The sequence below is a fragment of the Nocardia donostiensis genome, from assembly GCF_002081715.1.
In the GTDB taxonomy this organism is placed as follows: Bacteria; Actinomycetota; Actinomycetes; order Mycobacteriales; family Mycobacteriaceae; genus Nocardia; species Nocardia donostiensis.
On the sequence record NZ_MUKP01000055.1, the window covers coordinates 14026 to 28753 of the forward strand.

Here is a 14728-nt window from a genome sequence, read left to right on the forward strand (position 1 = left end):
CATCACAACAACACTGGCCCCCGGCTCGGTCGAGCCGGGGGCCAGTGCACAGTGCCCTGCTAGAGCGCCTTGAGTTCTTCGGTGACCGCACCGACCGACTTCTTGGCATCGCCGAACAGCATGGAGGTGTGTTCGGCGTAGAACAGCGGGTTGTCGATACCGGCGAACCCGGAGTTCATCGACCGTTTGAGCACGATAACGCTCTTGGCCTGGTCGACGTTGAGGACCGGCATACCGTAGATGGGACTGGTGGAGTCCTCGCGTGCGGCCGGGTTGGTGACGTCGTTGGCACCGATGACCAGGGCGACATCCGTGCGGCCGAATTCGCCGTTGATATCGTCCATTTCCTTCATCGCGTCGTAGGAGACCTCGGCCTCGGCCAGCAGCACGTTCATATGGCCTGGCATGCGGCCCGCCACCGGGTGAATGGCGTATTTGACCTCGACGCCCTTTGCTTCCAGCAGTCCCGCCATCTCCTTGACCGCGTGCTGGGCCTGAGCGACGGCCATACCGTAACCGGGGACCACGATCACCTGGTTGGCGTAGGCCATCTGGATTGCGGCGTCGGCGGCGGAAGTGGCCTTGGCCTGCTTCTGCTCACCGCCCGCACCGCCGGCAGCAGCGGCGCCGCCACCGAATCCGCCCGCGACGATCGCCGGGATGGACCGGTTCATCGCCTTGGCCATCAGGTTGGTGAGGATGGTGCCGGATGCGCCGACGATCATGCCTGCGACGATCATCGCCGTGTTGTTCAGCGCCAGGCCCGCGGCCGCGGCCGACAGACCGGTCAGCGCGTTGAGCAGCGAGATCACCACCGGCATATCGGCGCCGCCGATCGGCAGCACCACCATAAGGCCGAGCACACCTGCGAAGACCAGCAGGCCGATCATCCACCACTGCGAGACACCGCCGTCGGCTGCGCCGATACCGATCACCACGGCCACGACGATCGAGGCGAGCAGCAGCAGCAGGTTCACCGGCTGCTGCAGTTTGCCCAGCCCGATCGGCTTGCCCGGCAGAATTTCCTGCAGTTTGCCGAACGCGATCAGCGAACCCCAGAACGAGATCGAACCGATCACTGCGGCGAACAGTGATCCGACGATGATGTGCACCGTCGGTTCCTCACCGTGCTTGAACACTGAGAACCCGGTGGTGTCGATGAATTCGGCCCAGGCGATCAACGCCACCGTGCCGCCGCCGACACCGTTGAACGCGGCAACCAGCTGGGGCATCGCCGTCATCTTGGTGTAGCGGGCGGGCGGGACACCGAGCACCACGCCGACCACGAGGCCGGCGACGATCAGAATCCAGTTGCTGGTGTCGCGCACCGCGATCAGCGTCGCCACCACCGCGATGGCCATACCGGCCGCGGCGATCCAGTTGCCGCGGACGGCGGTCTTCGGGCCGGTCAGGCCCATCAGACCGTAGATGAACAGCGCGAACGCCAGGATGTAGAGAATATTGACCAGATTATCCATGGGTTACTCGCCCGCCTTCTGTTCGACGGGTGCCGCCTTCTTGCCTTTGAACATGCCGAGCATGCGGTCGGTCACCACGAAACCGCCGATGACGTTCAGGGTGCCGAACACCACCGCGACGAACAGGATGATCTGCACGCCGATCGACGGGTTCTCCATGCGGCCCAGGGTCACCAGCGCGCCGAGCACGACAATGCCGTGAATGGCGTTGGTGCCCGACATGAGCGGGGTGTGCAGGGTGTTGGGGACTTTGGAGATAACAGCGAAACCGACGAATCCGGACAACACCAGAATCGCGATATTCGCCAGCAGTTCGGTATACATCACTCGGCCTCCGTCTTCGTGGTTTCGCTCGGCGCCTGCGGGTCACGGGTGACGCAGGAGTCGGCAAGTACCTGATCGGAGAAGTCCGGCGCGAGCTTGCCGTCGACCAGCATCAGCTCGAGCAGCGCGGCGATGTTCTTCGAGTACAGCTCGCTGGCGTGCTCGGGCATCGTGGCGGGCAAGTTCAGCGGCGAGCAGATGGTCACCTCGTGCTTCACCACGGTCTGGCCGGGTTCGGTCAGCTCACAGTTGCCGCCGGTCTCACCGGCCAGGTCGACGATGACGCTGCCCGGTTTCATCCCCTCCACCGCGTCGGCGGTCACCAGCCGCGGTGCGGGGCGGCCCGGCACCAGCGCGGTGGTGATCACCACATCGAAGCCCTTGATCGCCTCTTCCAGTGCCTGCTGCTGCTTTTCTTTCTCCGCCTCGGTCAACTCCCGTGCGTAACCGCCCTCACCGGCGGCGTCGATCCCCAGGTCGAGCCACTGCGCGCCGACCGACCGCACCTGATCGGCCACCTCGGGCCGCACATCGTAACCGGTGGTGCGTCCGCCGAGCCGTTTCGCCGTGGCCAGCGCCTGCAGGCCCGCGACACCCACGCCGAGCACCAGCACGGTCGCGGGTTTCACCGTGCCCGCGGCGGTGGTCAGCATGGGGAAGAACCGGGTCGATTCCGAGGCCGCGAGCAGGACCGCCTTGTAGCCGGACACGTTGGCCTGAGAGGACAGCGCATCCATCACCTGGGCGCGGGAAATACGCGGGATCGCCTCGACCGCGAAAGCCTGTACCCCGGCCTTGGTGAGGGCGTCGATCTGATTGTCGGCATTGCGCGGCGCGAGGAACCCGATGAGCGTTTGCCCGGCGGATAGTTTGCCCACCTCCGCAGGGGTCGGCGGGGCCACCTTCACCACGACCTCGGCCGACCACGGGTCGCCGATGGTTGCGCCTGCCTCCACATAGGCCGCGTCGGGAATGAGCGCACCGAGCCCGGCACCGGGTTCGACGACCACCTCGACTCCCTGTTTGGCCAGGGTGGGGATGATCTTCGGTACCAATGCGACACGCCGTTCGCCCGCGTTGGACTCGCGAACGACTCCGACACGCGCCGCGCGCGGCGACGAGTCGCTCACGGTCTGCGTTGTCTCCACTTGTCTGTCTTCCTTACTCGTACTGTGCTGCATTCGCCCGATCACGGGCACTTGAAAGTTACTCGGTGGTAAGTTCAACTGAAAATCCTCGCAACTGTACCCGCCCCGCGGTGAAGGTAGCTGAGATCCCTATCACAGCGGCCGGTCGCCTTTTGTCGTTCCACCACCCGGGAAAGGGGTGTCGCACCGGCCGCCGTACGCCGTAAGGTCTGCTGGGTGAACGACTGCGTCTTCTGCCGGATCGTCGCCGGCTCGGCCCCGGCGGCCAAGGTCTACGAGGACGACACCGTCTGCGCGTTCCTCGACATCCGGCCGATCACGCGCGGCCACACCCTGGTGATCCCGAAAACCCATGCCGGCGAACTACAAGACCTCGACGCCGAAACCGGCGCGCACGTCTTCCAGGTCGGGCATCGCCTCGCGCTGGCGATCCGGCGCGGAGAACCGGCTGGATCGCCGGTGCGAGCAGACGGCGCCAATCTGGTGCTCAACGACGGCTCCGCAGCGTTCCAAACCGTTGGACACGTCCATCTGCACGTGATCCCGCGTAAGCACGGTGACACACTGCGACTGGCGGCAGGCTTCCTGCTGCGCCGCCCGCACGACCCCGAAACGACCGCCGCAGCCATCCGAGCCGGCCTAGCCCTACTCGACACCGAACCGGACACCGACAACGAGCAACCGCCCCCGGAGAAGGGATCACGCCGATGACCGACACACCCGATCGGGCCGAAACAATCTCCCTGCTGTCCCAGCAATGGGACGCACTGGCCGACCTGGTGGCCGGTCTGGACGAGAACCGCTGGCGCACACCGTCTCCGCTGCCCGGCTGGACCGTCTTCGATGTGCTCGCGCACGTGATCGGCACCGAATCGTTCCTGCTCGGGGAGAAACCGCCCGCCCAACACCCCAAACACGCGAAGGTCGATGTGCGCACGCTGCCGCACGTCCGCAACGAGATCGGGGTGATGAACGAGATATGGGTGCAGCGACTGCGCCCGCTGCCAGGAAGGGAACTGCTGCAACTCTTCCGCGACGTCACCGACCGGCGGCACAAGATGCTTGCCGCTATGGCCGACGCGCAATGGCAGGTGCCGACCCAGTCTCCGGTCGGCGAAGTCCCCTACGGGCGTTTCATGCGGGTCCGGCTGTTCGACTGCTGGATGCACGAACTCGATATCGCCGACGCACTCGGCGTCGCAGTCGACGAGGGTGGCCGCCGCGGCGAACTGGCGTTCGCCGAGTTCACCGCATCGCTGCCGCGGGTACTGGTGAAACTCGGTAAGGCGCCGGAAGGTTCGAGCATCACCTTCGACCTGACCGGTCCACTGGCCCGCCGCCTGCACATCGAGGTCGGCGGCCGGGCCCGCTATGTGGAAGCGCTCGACGCACCCGCCACCGTCACCATCACCCTCGACGCCGGACTGCTGGCCCGGCTCGGCGGCGGCCGGGTGACCGCGGACTCGGTACTCGGCCGAATCCACTTCACCGGCGACAGTGATCTGGGCCGTCAACTGGTCCGGAACCTGACGTTCACGATCTGAGAACGGATGCGGCTCTTTCTGTCGAGCTATCGCTTCGGCGCCCACTACAGCGAACTCGTCACGCTGATCGGCGCTGCGGGGCCGGTCGCGGTGATCGGCAATGCGTGCGATGCCTGGCCCGATGCCCGCGCGGCGGCGATGACCAGTGAAATGGTGCCGCTGCGTCGTCTCGGGTTCTCCCCGCAGGAAATCGATCTGCGCGAATATATCGGGCGGGCAACCGAACTGGAGCGCACGCTGGCAGATTTTCCGCTGATCTGGGTGCGTGGCGGCAATACTTTCGTATTGCGTGCCCAATTCGCCCGTAGCGGAGCGGATCTGGTGATCCCGCAGCTACTGGCCGCGGACGCGGTGGTGTATGCCGGATACAGCGCAGGCGCCTGCCTACTCGCGCCCGATCTGCACGGCCTGGAAACCGCCGACGACCCGGCCGAAGTCGGTCCCGCCTGCGGTATGGCACCGCGGTGGGACGGTCTCGGCCTGATCGACCGTCCGATCGTCCCGCACGTGGACTCCCCCACCGACCCCGACGGCGCGGGCAATCAGCTCGCCGCGCAGTTCCGCGCTCGCGGTATCGCGCACTGGGCGCTCACCGACGACGACGCGATCGTCGTGCACGGGGACGAAGTCCACTGCTACACGTGATCGGTGCCAGCGCAGGCCGTCGGCGCCGGAGTGTGCTGGTGCCCGGCTTCGGCACCGCTGTGTCCACTGCTCGCCCGTCGTACCGATCACGAGGGCCTGTTCGCCGATGGTCCGTGCGGGATAACGTTCGGCCATGACGATCGGAATCGGCTCATCGGACTGGGTGCCCGACGCGTGCACGCTACCCACGAACGAACAGCCGCTGCGGGTGGCGGAGTTCGACGAGTTCTTCGGCCAGTTGGTACGCCGGTTCGTCCGCGCCGCGCCGGAGCGGTTGGACCTCGTTATCGAACCCGGTTCCGAGGCAGCAGGCCGGGAGCTGGCCGAACGGGAAACGCAATGCTGCTCGTTCTTCGGCTTCGGTTTCGGGACAGACGGCGACGAAACGGTGATGCGGATCGGTGTGCCCACCGCGCATATCGAGGTGCTCGACGCCATCGAGAGCCGAGTGGCCCACCTGCTGGACGGGCGCGGGCAATGAGCGTACTGCGGTCGATCGTGCTGTTCGTGCTGGCCGCGATCGCCGAGATCGGCGGGGCCTGGCTGGTCTGGCAAGGGGTGCGCGAGCAGCGCGGGTGGATCTGGATGGGGGCCGGTGTTATCGCGCTCGGCCTGTACGGTTTCGTCGCCACACTGCAACCCGATGCGAATTTCGGCCGCATTCTGGCCGCGTACGGCGGGGTGTTCGTCGCCGGGTCCCTCGCGTGGGGCATGGTCGCCGACGGTTTCCGGCCCGACCGCTGGGACGTGATCGGGGCGCTCATCTGCCTGCTCGGTGTCGCCGTCATCATGTACGCCCCGCGCGCGGCGTAGCACGGTGGCACCGGACGCGATGCTTTCGTAGCCGCCCGATATCCGGGTCGAGGAGCGATAGCGTGGTGTGGTGGATCTGGAAGAACTGGCCGGACAGCTACCGGAGACGGCGGTGCTCACCGACGCCGACCTGATCGCGAGTTACCGGCACGACTGGGCGAAGGACCCCGACGCGGGAACGCCCGCGGCGGTGGTCCGGGCAACCTGCACCGCCGATGTGGCGGCGACATTGCGCTGGGCGAACGAGCATCGGGTTCCGGTGGTGCCGCGCGGGGCCGGGTCCGGGTTGTCCGGCGGTGCGACCGCGGTGAACGGTGGGATCGTGCTGAGCACCGAACGGATGCGCCGGATCAGCATCGATCCGGTCACCCGGACCGCCGTGGTGCAGCCGGGACTGCTCAACGCCGAGGTCAAACGCGCTGCTGCCGAGCACGGGCTATGGTATCCGCCGGACCCGTCGTCGTTCGAGATCTGCTCGATCGGCGGGAACGCGGCGACCAACGCGGGCGGACTGTGCTGTGTGAAATACGGCGTCACCACCGATTACGTGCTGGGCATGGAGGTGGTGCTGGCCGACGGTACCCCAGTGCGACTGGGCGGACCGCGGTTGAAGGATACGGCCGGGCTGTCGCTGACCAAACTGTTCGTCGGCAGCGAGGGCATGCTCGGCGTCATCACCGAACTGACCCTCCGGTTGCTGCCTGCGCAACCGCCGCAGAGCACGGTGGTGGCCACGTTCGCCACCCTCACGGCAGCGACCGAGGCCATTCTCGCGATCACCGGCGAGCTGCGTCCCGCCATGCTCGAGTTCATGGACTCGGTGGCAATCAACGCCGTCGAGGACGAGATGCGGATGGCCCTGGACCGGACGGCGGCGGCCCTGCTGGTCGCCCGCTCCGACGCGCCGGGCGAGTTCGCCGCGCACGAAGCTGGATTGATGGTCGCCGCCTGCGAGCAGGCGGGGGCCGCGGAAGTGTTCCACACGGCGGACCCCGAGGAGGGCGAGGCCTTCGCCGCGGCCCGGCGCTTCGCGATCCCCGCGGTCGAACGGCTGGGGCCGCTGCTGCTAGAGGACGTCGGAGTGCCGCTGCCCCGGCTCGGGGAACTGGTCAGCGGCGTCGCGGCGATCGCCGAACGCCATCAGGTCACCGTATCGGTGATCGCCCACGCGGGCGACGGCAACACCCACCCGCTGATCGTGCACGACCCGTCCGACGCCGAGCAGACAGCACGCGCCCACCGCGCCTTCAGCGAAATCATGGACCTGGCGATCGCGCTCGGCGGCACCATCACCGGTGAGCACGGCGTGGGCAGGCTCAAAAAAGCCTGGCTGCCCGATCAACTCGGCCCGGAGGTGATCGCGTTGACCCGGCGCATCAAGGACGCCCTTGACCCGCACGGCATCCTCAATCCCGGCGCCGTCCTGTAACCGCCAGGAACAAAAACATCCGACAGAGGAGTTCCCCCACCATGACCACCCAGATCGAACACAACACCGCCGACACCCGCTACGAGATCTACCTCGACGACACCCTCGCCGGTTACGCCGACTACGCCGATAACACCGACACCAAGACCCGCGACTTCCACCACACCGTGACCTTCCCCGAGTTCCGCGGCCGTGGCGTCGCCGCCCAGGTGGTCGAATACGCCCTGACCGACACCCGCTCCGCGGGCTTCTCGGTGATCCCCACCTGCTGGTACGTCGGCGAATACATCGGCTCCCACCCCGAGCACGCCGACCTCGTGCGCTGAATCGCCACCGCGACCCGGCTGATCCCCTCACGGCTCTGCACCTTCCGGTCGCAGCGCCCGCACTTGCGGCTGACCCGGCTCGCTGATTGCGGACCAAAGACCCACCGGGCGGGACGCCGTGACCGCGGTGTCTCGCCGCATGGGCCGGAAGAGCATTCGAACCCGAATCCTCACTGCGCCGGTACAACTCGCATTCCAGCTTGCGGTACTGTGAGCCCACCTCATTCCGAGGGGCGGAGGACATGGTCCCGACTCCGCGCCCAGGAAGGAGGTGTGGGTTTATGGGGAAACATCGTAGGAATACGGGCAGACACCGCAAGAAAAATGCCCCGGCCGACCAGACTGCTGGCGTAATCAGCATTGTCCTGGCCGCCGGAGCACTCATCTTGGTGGTCCGCTGGTTGCGGGCCGGATGACCCACCAGGCGAGGCGCCGTAGCCGCGGCGTCTCGCCCCCAGCATCACTCAGGTGACATCGCGAACTATACACCCATATGGATACATAATCGCCCCATATGGGGTGTACGGTCGCCGCGATCAGCGCAGCAGGGCGCGGGACATGACCATCCGCTGAATCTGGTTGGTGCCCTCATAGATCTGGGTGATTTTCGCGTCGCGCATCATGCGTTCCACCGGGAAGTCGGTGGTGTAGCCCGCGCCGCCGAACAGCTGCACGGCGTTGGTGGTGACCTCCATCGCCACATCGGAGGCGAAGCATTTGGCGGCGGCGGAGATGAAACCGAGGTCGGGTTCACCGCGTTCGGCGCGGGCGGCCGAGGTGTAGACCATCAGCCGGGCCGCCTCGATCTTCATCGCCATATCGGCGAGCATGAACTGGGTGTTCTGGAAGTCGGCAATGGATTTGCCGAACTGCTTGCGGTCCTTGGTGTAGGCGATGGCCGCGTCCAGCGCGCCCTGGGCGAGGCCGACGGCCTGCGCGCCGATGGTGGGGCGGGTGTGGTCGAGGGTCTGCAGGGCGGTTTTGAAACCGGTGCCCGGTTCGCCGACGATGCGGTCGCCCGGCACCCGGCAGTTCTCGAAGTACAGTTCCGCGGTCGGCGAGCCCTTGATCCCGAGCTTGTGCTCCAGCGGTCCGACCACGAAACCTTCGTCGTCTTTGTGCACCAGGAACGCGGAGATGCCATTGGCGCCCTTGTCCGCATCGGTCACCGCCATCACGGTGTACCAGGAGGACCTTCCGCCGTTGGTGATCCAGCACTTCGAGCCGTTGATGACCCAGTCGTCGCCGTCCTGCTTGGCCCGGGTACGCATCCCCGCGGCGTCGGAACCGGCTTCCCGCTCCGACAGCGCATACGAGGCCATCTCGCCGTTGACGATATCGGGTAGCACCTGCTGTTTGAGCTCCTCGGAGCCGTTGAGGATCATGCCCATGGTGCCGAGCTTGTTGACCGCCGGGATCAGCGACGAAGACCCGCAGACCCGGGCGACCTCTTCGATCACGATGCAGGTGGCCACCGAGTCGGCGCCCTGGCCGCCGTAGGCCTCGGGCACGTGCACCGCGTTGAAACCCGCAGCGTTGAGCGCGCTCAGCGCTTCCTCGGGGAAGCGGGCCTTCTCGTCGACGTCCTTGGCGTACGGTGCGATCTCCTTCTCCGCCAGGCCGCGGATGGCCGCACGCAGTTCATCGTGGAAGTCCTCGAGCTTGAACAGGTCGAAATCGGGGTTTCCCGCCATCGGGGCACGCTCCTGATCGTCGGTTGCTGCGCTGTGCCAGGGCAACGAATCGCCAACACAGCATGGTCGGCACTCAGTGCCAGTCAGAAACCATAGTACGCGCACTCGATCGAGTGACTTGCGGACACTCCTTGGCACGGAGTGTCAGCAATGACGTCGGCTTGATCGAAGGCACATCCCAGCAACTCACAGGCTACCGAGCCTGCGTCCGATCAGGTCGGCGACCTGCGCGGGCGCCATATCCCGGGGAAAGACCGCGACCACCATCTCGTCCACCACACCCGGCACCCGGTGACCGCGCGGAATCGCGGCGAGCTCGTTGCGCAGATCCGCCGCTCCCGCCGCCGACTCTCCCCGCACCATCCGCCGCAGCAGATAGTTGTGCGTCGCGGTCACCGCGGCCGAGAACTGCACCCGCGCCAGATCGGGCACCTCGGGCAATCGCTCCCGCAGATAATCGGTGAACAACCGCTCGTACCGGAACACCGTGACGATCTCGCGGTCACGCAGCGCAGGCACCCGCCGCACCACCTGATACCGCCGCGCGGCGATATCACGCCACTGGGTGAACCGCTCGAACACCTGCACCGCTGCCGTACACACGGCCTCCCACGGATCCCCCCGCGCACCGGCCAGATACTCCGCGGCCGCCGCCAACTGCGCCTCGTGATCGGCGAAGACCACATCCTCTTTGGAACGGAACTGCCGGAAAAACGTCCGCCGCGATATCCCCGCCGCCTCGGCGATCTCGTCCACCGACGTCGCCTCGTAGCCTTGCGCCGCGAACAACCGCAACGCCTCGTCCACCACAGCGAGCCGGAAACGTTCCGGGTGGACACGAGTGCGCCGAGAAGCGGTGCCATCGTTGTTCATGGCGCAACGGTAGCGAGCGATGGCCAGGGGCCGCGGCAGGGTCAGCGGGTGACGACCACGTCCGCGCCACTGAACAGCAGATCGGCCGGGCGGGCAACAGCCGACGACGCACCGGCGAGCCGAGCTCTCGGAATGCGACCGCGCAACTCCCGGAGGAAGACTTCCACCGCGAGGTTGGCCAGCTGCTTACCAGGACAGATATGCCTGCCGAAGCCGAAGGTCAACGGAAGCTTGCCGCCCCGCCCCAGCGCCAGAGGCTCAGGGAAGGCTGCAGGATCCCGATTGGCCGCGGCAAACATGGCCAATACCGGTCCCGCAGGCAATCTGGTGCCGCTGCGCAACGTCACGGGAGCAACGATCCGCCGCTTCCATGCCACCAAGCCGGGATCAAGCTGCAACACCTTGGCCGCGACCAGCGCGGCCTCGTCTCCGTCGAGCAGCTCCCACCATGTTCGCTCGGGATCGCCGAGCAGCCGCTGCACACCCTGCTGAATACTGCCGCTCACCGTGTGCACACCGGCGGCCAAGGAGTTCGCCATAGCGGATACGGCAACTCGACGGGGAATGCCTGCGTCGCGCAGCCGGGTAGCGAAACCCACCGTATCGCTACGCAAACCCTGATCGACGGCGTGCCCGCTGACGGTGAACAGCTGCCCGAGCGCGCCCACCGCATCGGCCAGCACCCGGCCGCGCATCTGTCGGCCGAGCAGCCCCGACTGCGCACCACTCCACACCGCGACGCTGGGCCAGTTGTCCGGCGGCAGGCCGACCGCCGAACCGGTGACCCTGGTGGCGTAGGCGATGGACAGGGCGGTGACATCGAGTTCGGTGTCGTCGTCGTGTTCCCCCAGGGCAGCGTGGAAATGTCCCGTCATCTCCTCGGCGTACCGCGGCCCGTCGCCTGCGGCGATCGTGAAATGCCCCGCAGGCCCCGCCATGGTGTCCCACACCTGTTTGTGCAGCCGCTCGTCGGTCAGGTTCGCTGTCGCCTTGGCAGGCAGCGGCATCAGATGCCGCAGCATAGGCGGGATGGCTCGCGGTGTCATCGCGATCCGCGGGTAACCGACCAGTGGATCGAGGGAGTTCGCATTGGAGATCCCGGATGCCGACGCCTCCAGCACTTCCCGGACGTCGTCGTACTTCCAGATCATCCGTAACCCGGACCCATGCCGATACACCGGCTCAGGCCACCGGTGCAGTCGCTGGTAACGCTCGTCACGCTCGTCGACGGACAACTCGTTCGCGGTCACCGCCGCAAAAGGAAACTCCGACACCACTCCGACCTCACCTGCAGCCACCACGTCCCGCAGATCGTATGGCCGAGCGACAGGCCGGGGCTCCTCAGAAATGGTGAGACCACCGGGCAGACACCGGAAATGCCAGGTAGGCGGCCCGTCCAGAGTTGTCTTCTGTGGTCATCCGAGCAGACGCCTGCGCAGCGCCTCGTCCTTCTCCGACACCATGGTTTCCAGCCCAGCCTGGAACTGCTCCATGCGCTGGAGCAGGGCCGGGTTGTGCGCGGCCAGGATCCGCGCGGCGAGCAGACCCGCATTGCGGGCCCCGCCGATGGAGACGGTGGCGACGGGGACGCCCGCGGGCATCTGCACGATGGACAGCAGCGAGTCCATGCCGTCGAGATATTTCAGCGGGACGGGAACACCGATCACGGGAAGGGCGGTGGCGGAAGCGACCATACCGGGCAGGTGAGCGGCGCCACCCGCCCCCGCGATGATCACCTTGAGGCCGCGGCTCGCAGCGGAGCGGGCGTAGTCGAGCATGCGCTGCGGGGTGCGGTGCGCGGAGACCACGCCGACCTCGAAACGGATACCGAATTCGGCCAGCGCTTCGGCGGCGGCCTCCATGGTCGGCCAGTCCGAATCACTGCCCATGATCAGGCCGACAGCGGGGCCGGTGTTATCGCTCGGGGTTGTCACTTGTGCGGATCCCATCCGTCGGTCCATACCGCGTGCGACATCCAGTGCGCCGCACGCTCAGCTTTCTCCCGCACCACGGCCACCTCGTCGCCGAGCACGTTCACATGCCCTATCTTGCGGTCGGGTCGTTCCCCCTTGCCGTACAGGTGCACCTTCGCGTCGGGCATCCGGGCGAACAGATGATGCAGCCGCTCGTCCATCGACATAGCGGGGGTTTCGGCGGCGCCGAGGATATTCGCCATCACCGTCACCGGCGCCAGCGGGCTGGTGTCGCCGAGCGGGTAGTCGAGCACCGCGCGCAGATGCTGTTCGAACTGTCCGGTGCGGGCGCCGTCCATACCCCAGTGGCCGGAATTGTGCGGGCGCATGGCGAGTTCGTTGACCAGCAGCTCACCGTCGTGGGTCTCGAACAGTTCGACGGCCATCGCGCCGACCACACCCAGCTCCCGCGCCAGGTGCAACGCCATCGTCTCCGCAGCGGCGGCCAGTTCCTCGGGCAGGTCAGGGGCAGGCGCGATGACGACCGCGCACTGGCCGTTGCGCTGCACGGTCTGCACCACCGGCCAGGTCGCGGCCTGACCGAAGGGGGACCGCGCCACCATCGCCGACAACTCGCGCCGCAACGGCACCCGGACCTCGGCCAGCAGCCGCACCCCGCGACCCAGCTGCTCGGCCGCGATGGTGCGGGCGGCGTCGGCATCGGCGGGCATCCACACACCGCGACCGTCGTAACCGCCGCGGATCGCCTTCAGCACAATCGGCCAGCCGTGCTCGGCGCCGAACCGCACCGCGTCGTCGGCGCCGTGGACCGCGGCGAAGGCGGGCACCGGCAGTCCCAGCTCGGCAAGTTTCGTGCGCATGGCCAGCTTGTCCTGGGCATACACCAGCGCCGACGGCGGCGGCTGCACATTGACGCCCTCGGTGACCAGTGCAGCCAGATGCTCGGTCGGCACGTGCTCATGGTCGAAGGTCAGTGCATGCGAGCCGATGGCGGCCTTACGCAGATCCGCCAGCTCGGTATGACTTCCGAGAACGACGTCGGGGCTGACCTGAGCCGCCGGTTCATCCGGACGCTCGGCAAGGACACGGAGCCGCTGCCCCAGCGCGATGGCCGCCTGATGCGTCATCCGCGCCAGCTGGCCCCCGCCGATCATGGTGACTGTCGGCATCGCCGATGGATCGAAGGATCGTGCGCTCACGTCGGTCCATACTGTCACGTCCAGTGGAAACAACCGCTAGCGGTATGCTGTGGCGTTGTGTCAATCGTCGACGACGTGGTCAGCGCCCTACCCGCCTCGCTGCAGGCGATCGCGTATCGCCATCGCGAGCTGATCAAATTCGCCATCGTCGGCGCGACCACCTTCGTCATCGACAGCGGCATCTTCTACTGCCTCAAGTGGACGGTGCTGGCCGAGAAACCGGTCACCGCGAAGATCATCGCCGGTGTGATTGCGGTCATCGCCTCCTACATCCTGAACCGCGAATGGTCGTTCAAGAATCGCGGTGGCCGGGAACGTCATCATGAGGCGCTGCTGTTCTTCGCGGTCAGCGGCGTGGGTGTCGTGCTGAGCTTCCTGCCGCTCTACATCTCCAGCTACGTCTTCCACCTGCGCCAACCCGATGTCAGCTTCGCGGTGGAGAACATCGCCGACTTCATCAGCGCCTACATCATCGGCAACCTGTTGCAGATGGCGTTCCGATTCTGGGCGATGCGGCGCTGGGTCTTCCCGGACGAGATGGAACAGATCATGGAGGAGTTCGAGGACCTCGTCGAGGAAAAGGGGCACCTGGGTCGCTGACCTACCTGGGCTCGGCGACCGTACCCGAGTGCCGCGCCGACCGGGAAGCTCCGAGGAACACCGCGAACAGCGCCGGCCTGCGCCGCTGCAGTTCCAACCGTCCGCCGTCGGCCTCGATCAACGCACGCGCCAACGCCAACCCGACACCGGTCGACCCGGCACCGGAAAAACCTCGATCGAAAACATGCGGTGCCAGCTCGTCGCTCACCCCCTCGCCCTCGTCGGCGATCTCCACGCACACCAGCGGTTCCCGGTCCCGGCCTGGACGCACCGTGCGCACCGAAACGGTGCAGGTGCCGCCGCCGTGCACCAGCGCATTGTCCACCAGTACCGCGACCGCTTCGCGCAGCCGAGAACCGGTGATCGGCGCGCGTAGCGTTTCGTCGCCGATCAGGCGCAGGGTACGGCCCGCGTCGGTGAACGGGTGCGTCCATTCGGCGACGATGCCGCGCAATTCATCCATCACCGGCACCGGATCGCGGTCGGTGGCGTCCTGGTCGCGGGAGGCACGCACCAGATCGTCGATGGCCTCGGTCAGCCGGTCGACCTGCGCCATCGCCTCCTCTGCCTCGTGCACGACCGCCGGATCGGTATGCGCGGACAGTTCGTCAAGCCGCAACCGCACCGCGGTCAGCCTGCTGCGCAGCTGATGCGAGACATCGGCGACCAGCGCGTGCTCGCGTTGCAACCGTCCGGCGATCTCCACCGTCGCCGAATCCAG

General features: G+C 66.9%; 17 protein-coding genes. 8 read left to right on the forward strand and 9 right to left on the reverse strand.

The genetic code is table 11. From position 1 onward, the window contains the following. Nucleotides 1-59: 59 nt before the first annotated feature. Genes B0T44_RS23690 through B0T44_RS23700 form a run of 3 tightly spaced genes read right to left on the reverse strand, consistent with a single transcriptional unit; the run spans nucleotide 60 to nucleotide 2950 of the window. The gene (locus B0T44_RS23690) at nucleotides 60-1478 is read right to left on the reverse strand and encodes an NAD(P)(+) transhydrogenase (Re/Si-specific) subunit beta (RefSeq protein WP_077119661.1); all 1419 of its coding nucleotides are present in this window, start codon (nucleotides 1476-1478) and stop codon (nucleotides 60-62) included. A 3-nt stretch (nucleotides 1479-1481) separates the two neighbouring features. Next, nucleotides 1482-1802, reverse strand: a complete 321-nt coding sequence (locus B0T44_RS23695) for an NAD(P) transhydrogenase subunit alpha part 2 (RefSeq protein ID WP_077119663.1) — start codon at nucleotides 1800-1802, stop codon at nucleotides 1482-1484. After that, nucleotides 1802-2950, reverse strand: a complete 1149-nt coding sequence (locus B0T44_RS23700) for a Re/Si-specific NAD(P)(+) transhydrogenase subunit alpha (protein WP_077119665.1) — start codon at nucleotides 2948-2950, stop codon at nucleotides 1802-1804. Before B0T44_RS23700 ends, B0T44_RS23695 begins: the two co-directional genes overlap by 1 nt. Nucleotides 2951-3166: 216 nt before the next feature. On the opposite strand from B0T44_RS23700, the gene B0T44_RS23705 reads away from it, so the two are divergent. The 7 genes from B0T44_RS23705 (at nucleotide 3167) to B0T44_RS23735 (ending at nucleotide 7707) form a co-directional block, all read left to right on the forward strand. Then, a complete protein-coding gene (locus B0T44_RS23705) occupies nucleotides 3167-3661 on the forward strand; it encodes an HIT family protein (RefSeq protein ID WP_077119667.1) in 495 nt (164 codons plus the stop codon). Then, complete coding sequence (locus tag B0T44_RS23710) at nucleotides 3658-4494, forward strand: maleylpyruvate isomerase family mycothiol-dependent enzyme (RefSeq protein WP_077119669.1); 837 nt, start codon at nucleotides 3658-3660, stop codon at nucleotides 4492-4494. The genes B0T44_RS23705 and B0T44_RS23710 overlap by 4 nt, the downstream gene beginning before the upstream one ends. Before the next feature lie 6 nt (nucleotides 4495-4500). Continuing rightward, on the forward strand, nucleotides 4501-5139 hold the full coding sequence (locus tag B0T44_RS23715) for a Type 1 glutamine amidotransferase-like domain-containing protein (RefSeq protein WP_077119671.1): 639 nt from the start codon (nucleotides 4501-4503) through the stop codon (nucleotides 5137-5139). A gap of 133 nt (nucleotides 5140-5272) precedes the next feature. Then, the gene (locus B0T44_RS23720; protein ID WP_077119674.1) at nucleotides 5273-5620 is read left to right on the forward strand and encodes a hypothetical protein; all 348 of its coding nucleotides are present in this window, start codon (nucleotides 5273-5275) and stop codon (nucleotides 5618-5620) included. Continuing rightward, nucleotides 5617-5952, forward strand: a complete 336-nt coding sequence (locus tag B0T44_RS23725) for a YnfA family protein (protein ID WP_077119676.1) — start codon at nucleotides 5617-5619, stop codon at nucleotides 5950-5952. The genes B0T44_RS23720 and B0T44_RS23725 overlap by 4 nt, the downstream gene beginning before the upstream one ends. A gap of 67 nt (nucleotides 5953-6019) precedes the next feature. Next, nucleotides 6020-7381, forward strand: a complete 1362-nt coding sequence (locus B0T44_RS23730; RefSeq protein WP_077119678.1) for an FAD-binding oxidoreductase — start codon at nucleotides 6020-6022, stop codon at nucleotides 7379-7381. Nucleotides 7382-7422: 41 nt separating this feature from the next. Then, the gene (locus B0T44_RS23735) at nucleotides 7423-7707 is read left to right on the forward strand and encodes a GNAT family N-acetyltransferase (RefSeq protein ID WP_077119680.1); all 285 of its coding nucleotides are present in this window, start codon (nucleotides 7423-7425) and stop codon (nucleotides 7705-7707) included. Between the two features lie 536 nt (nucleotides 7708-8243). Here the strand turns inward: B0T44_RS23735 and B0T44_RS23740 are convergent. From B0T44_RS23740 to B0T44_RS23760, 5 genes are all read right to left on the reverse strand, one after another. Continuing rightward, a complete protein-coding gene (locus B0T44_RS23740; protein ID WP_077119682.1) occupies nucleotides 8244-9401 on the reverse strand; it encodes an acyl-CoA dehydrogenase in 1158 nt (385 codons plus the stop codon). A 186-nt stretch (nucleotides 9402-9587) separates the two neighbouring features. Continuing rightward, the gene (locus B0T44_RS23745) at nucleotides 9588-10274 is read right to left on the reverse strand and encodes a TetR family transcriptional regulator (RefSeq protein ID WP_077119684.1); all 687 of its coding nucleotides are present in this window, start codon (nucleotides 10272-10274) and stop codon (nucleotides 9588-9590) included. 41 nt (nucleotides 10275-10315) lie between these two features. Then, complete coding sequence (locus B0T44_RS23750; RefSeq protein WP_077119686.1) at nucleotides 10316-11575, reverse strand: cytochrome P450 family protein; 1260 nt, start codon at nucleotides 11573-11575, stop codon at nucleotides 10316-10318. Nucleotides 11576-11689: 114 nt separating this feature from the next. Further along, nucleotides 11690-12223 carry a 5-(carboxyamino)imidazole ribonucleotide mutase gene (gene purE / locus B0T44_RS23755; protein WP_077119688.1) on the reverse strand — a complete coding sequence of 178 codons (534 nt, stop codon included), beginning with the start codon at nucleotides 12221-12223 and terminating at the stop codon, nucleotides 11690-11692. After that, a complete protein-coding gene (locus tag B0T44_RS23760) occupies nucleotides 12205-13377 on the reverse strand; it encodes a 5-(carboxyamino)imidazole ribonucleotide synthase (protein ID WP_077119690.1) in 1173 nt (390 codons plus the stop codon). The genes purE and B0T44_RS23760 overlap by 19 nt, the downstream gene beginning before the upstream one ends. 87 nt (nucleotides 13378-13464) lie before the next feature. On the opposite strand from B0T44_RS23760, the gene B0T44_RS23765 reads away from it, so the two are divergent. Continuing rightward, complete coding sequence (locus B0T44_RS23765; RefSeq protein WP_077119692.1) at nucleotides 13465-14007, forward strand: GtrA family protein; 543 nt, start codon at nucleotides 13465-13467, stop codon at nucleotides 14005-14007. A 1-nt stretch (nucleotide 14008) separates the two neighbouring features. On the opposite strand, the gene B0T44_RS23770 is transcribed toward B0T44_RS23765, so the two are convergent. Continuing rightward, a partial coding sequence (locus B0T44_RS23770) for a sensor histidine kinase (RefSeq protein WP_139795342.1) occupies nucleotides 14009-14728 on the reverse strand: 720 nt, incomplete at its 5' end.

What these genes read in the sequence shown, in the direction of transcription:
- purE (WP_077119688.1), bottom strand. Translation starts at nt 12,223, where the DNA reads ATGGGATCCGCACAAGTGACAACCCCGAGCGATAACACCGGCCCCGCT.
- B0T44_RS23715 (WP_077119671.1), top strand. Translation starts at nt 4,501, where the DNA reads ATGCGGCTCTTTCTGTCGAGCTATCGCTTCGGCGCCCACTACAGCGAA.
- B0T44_RS23725 (WP_077119676.1), top strand. Translation starts at nt 5,617, where the DNA reads ATGAGCGTACTGCGGTCGATCGTGCTGTTCGTGCTGGCCGCGATCGCC.
- B0T44_RS23745 (WP_077119684.1), bottom strand. Translation starts at nt 10,274, where the DNA reads ATGAACAACGATGGCACCGCTTCTCGGCGCACTCGTGTCCACCCGGAA.
- B0T44_RS23740 (WP_077119682.1), bottom strand. Translation starts at nt 9,401, where the DNA reads ATGGCGGGAAACCCCGATTTCGACCTGTTCAAGCTCGAGGACTTCCAC.
- B0T44_RS23695 (WP_077119663.1), bottom strand. Translation starts at nt 1,802, where the DNA reads ATGTATACCGAACTGCTGGCGAATATCGCGATTCTGGTGTTGTCCGGA.
- B0T44_RS23720 (WP_077119674.1), top strand. Translation starts at nt 5,273, where the DNA reads ATGACGATCGGAATCGGCTCATCGGACTGGGTGCCCGACGCGTGCACG.
- B0T44_RS23690 (WP_077119661.1), bottom strand. Translation starts at nt 1,478, where the DNA reads ATGGATAATCTGGTCAATATTCTCTACATCCTGGCGTTCGCGCTGTTC.
- B0T44_RS23735 (WP_077119680.1), top strand. Translation starts at nt 7,423, where the DNA reads ATGACCACCCAGATCGAACACAACACCGCCGACACCCGCTACGAGATC.
- B0T44_RS23710 (WP_077119669.1), top strand. Translation starts at nt 3,658, where the DNA reads ATGACCGACACACCCGATCGGGCCGAAACAATCTCCCTGCTGTCCCAG.
- B0T44_RS23760 (WP_077119690.1), bottom strand. Translation starts at nt 13,377, where the DNA reads ATGCCGACAGTCACCATGATCGGCGGGGGCCAGCTGGCGCGGATGACG.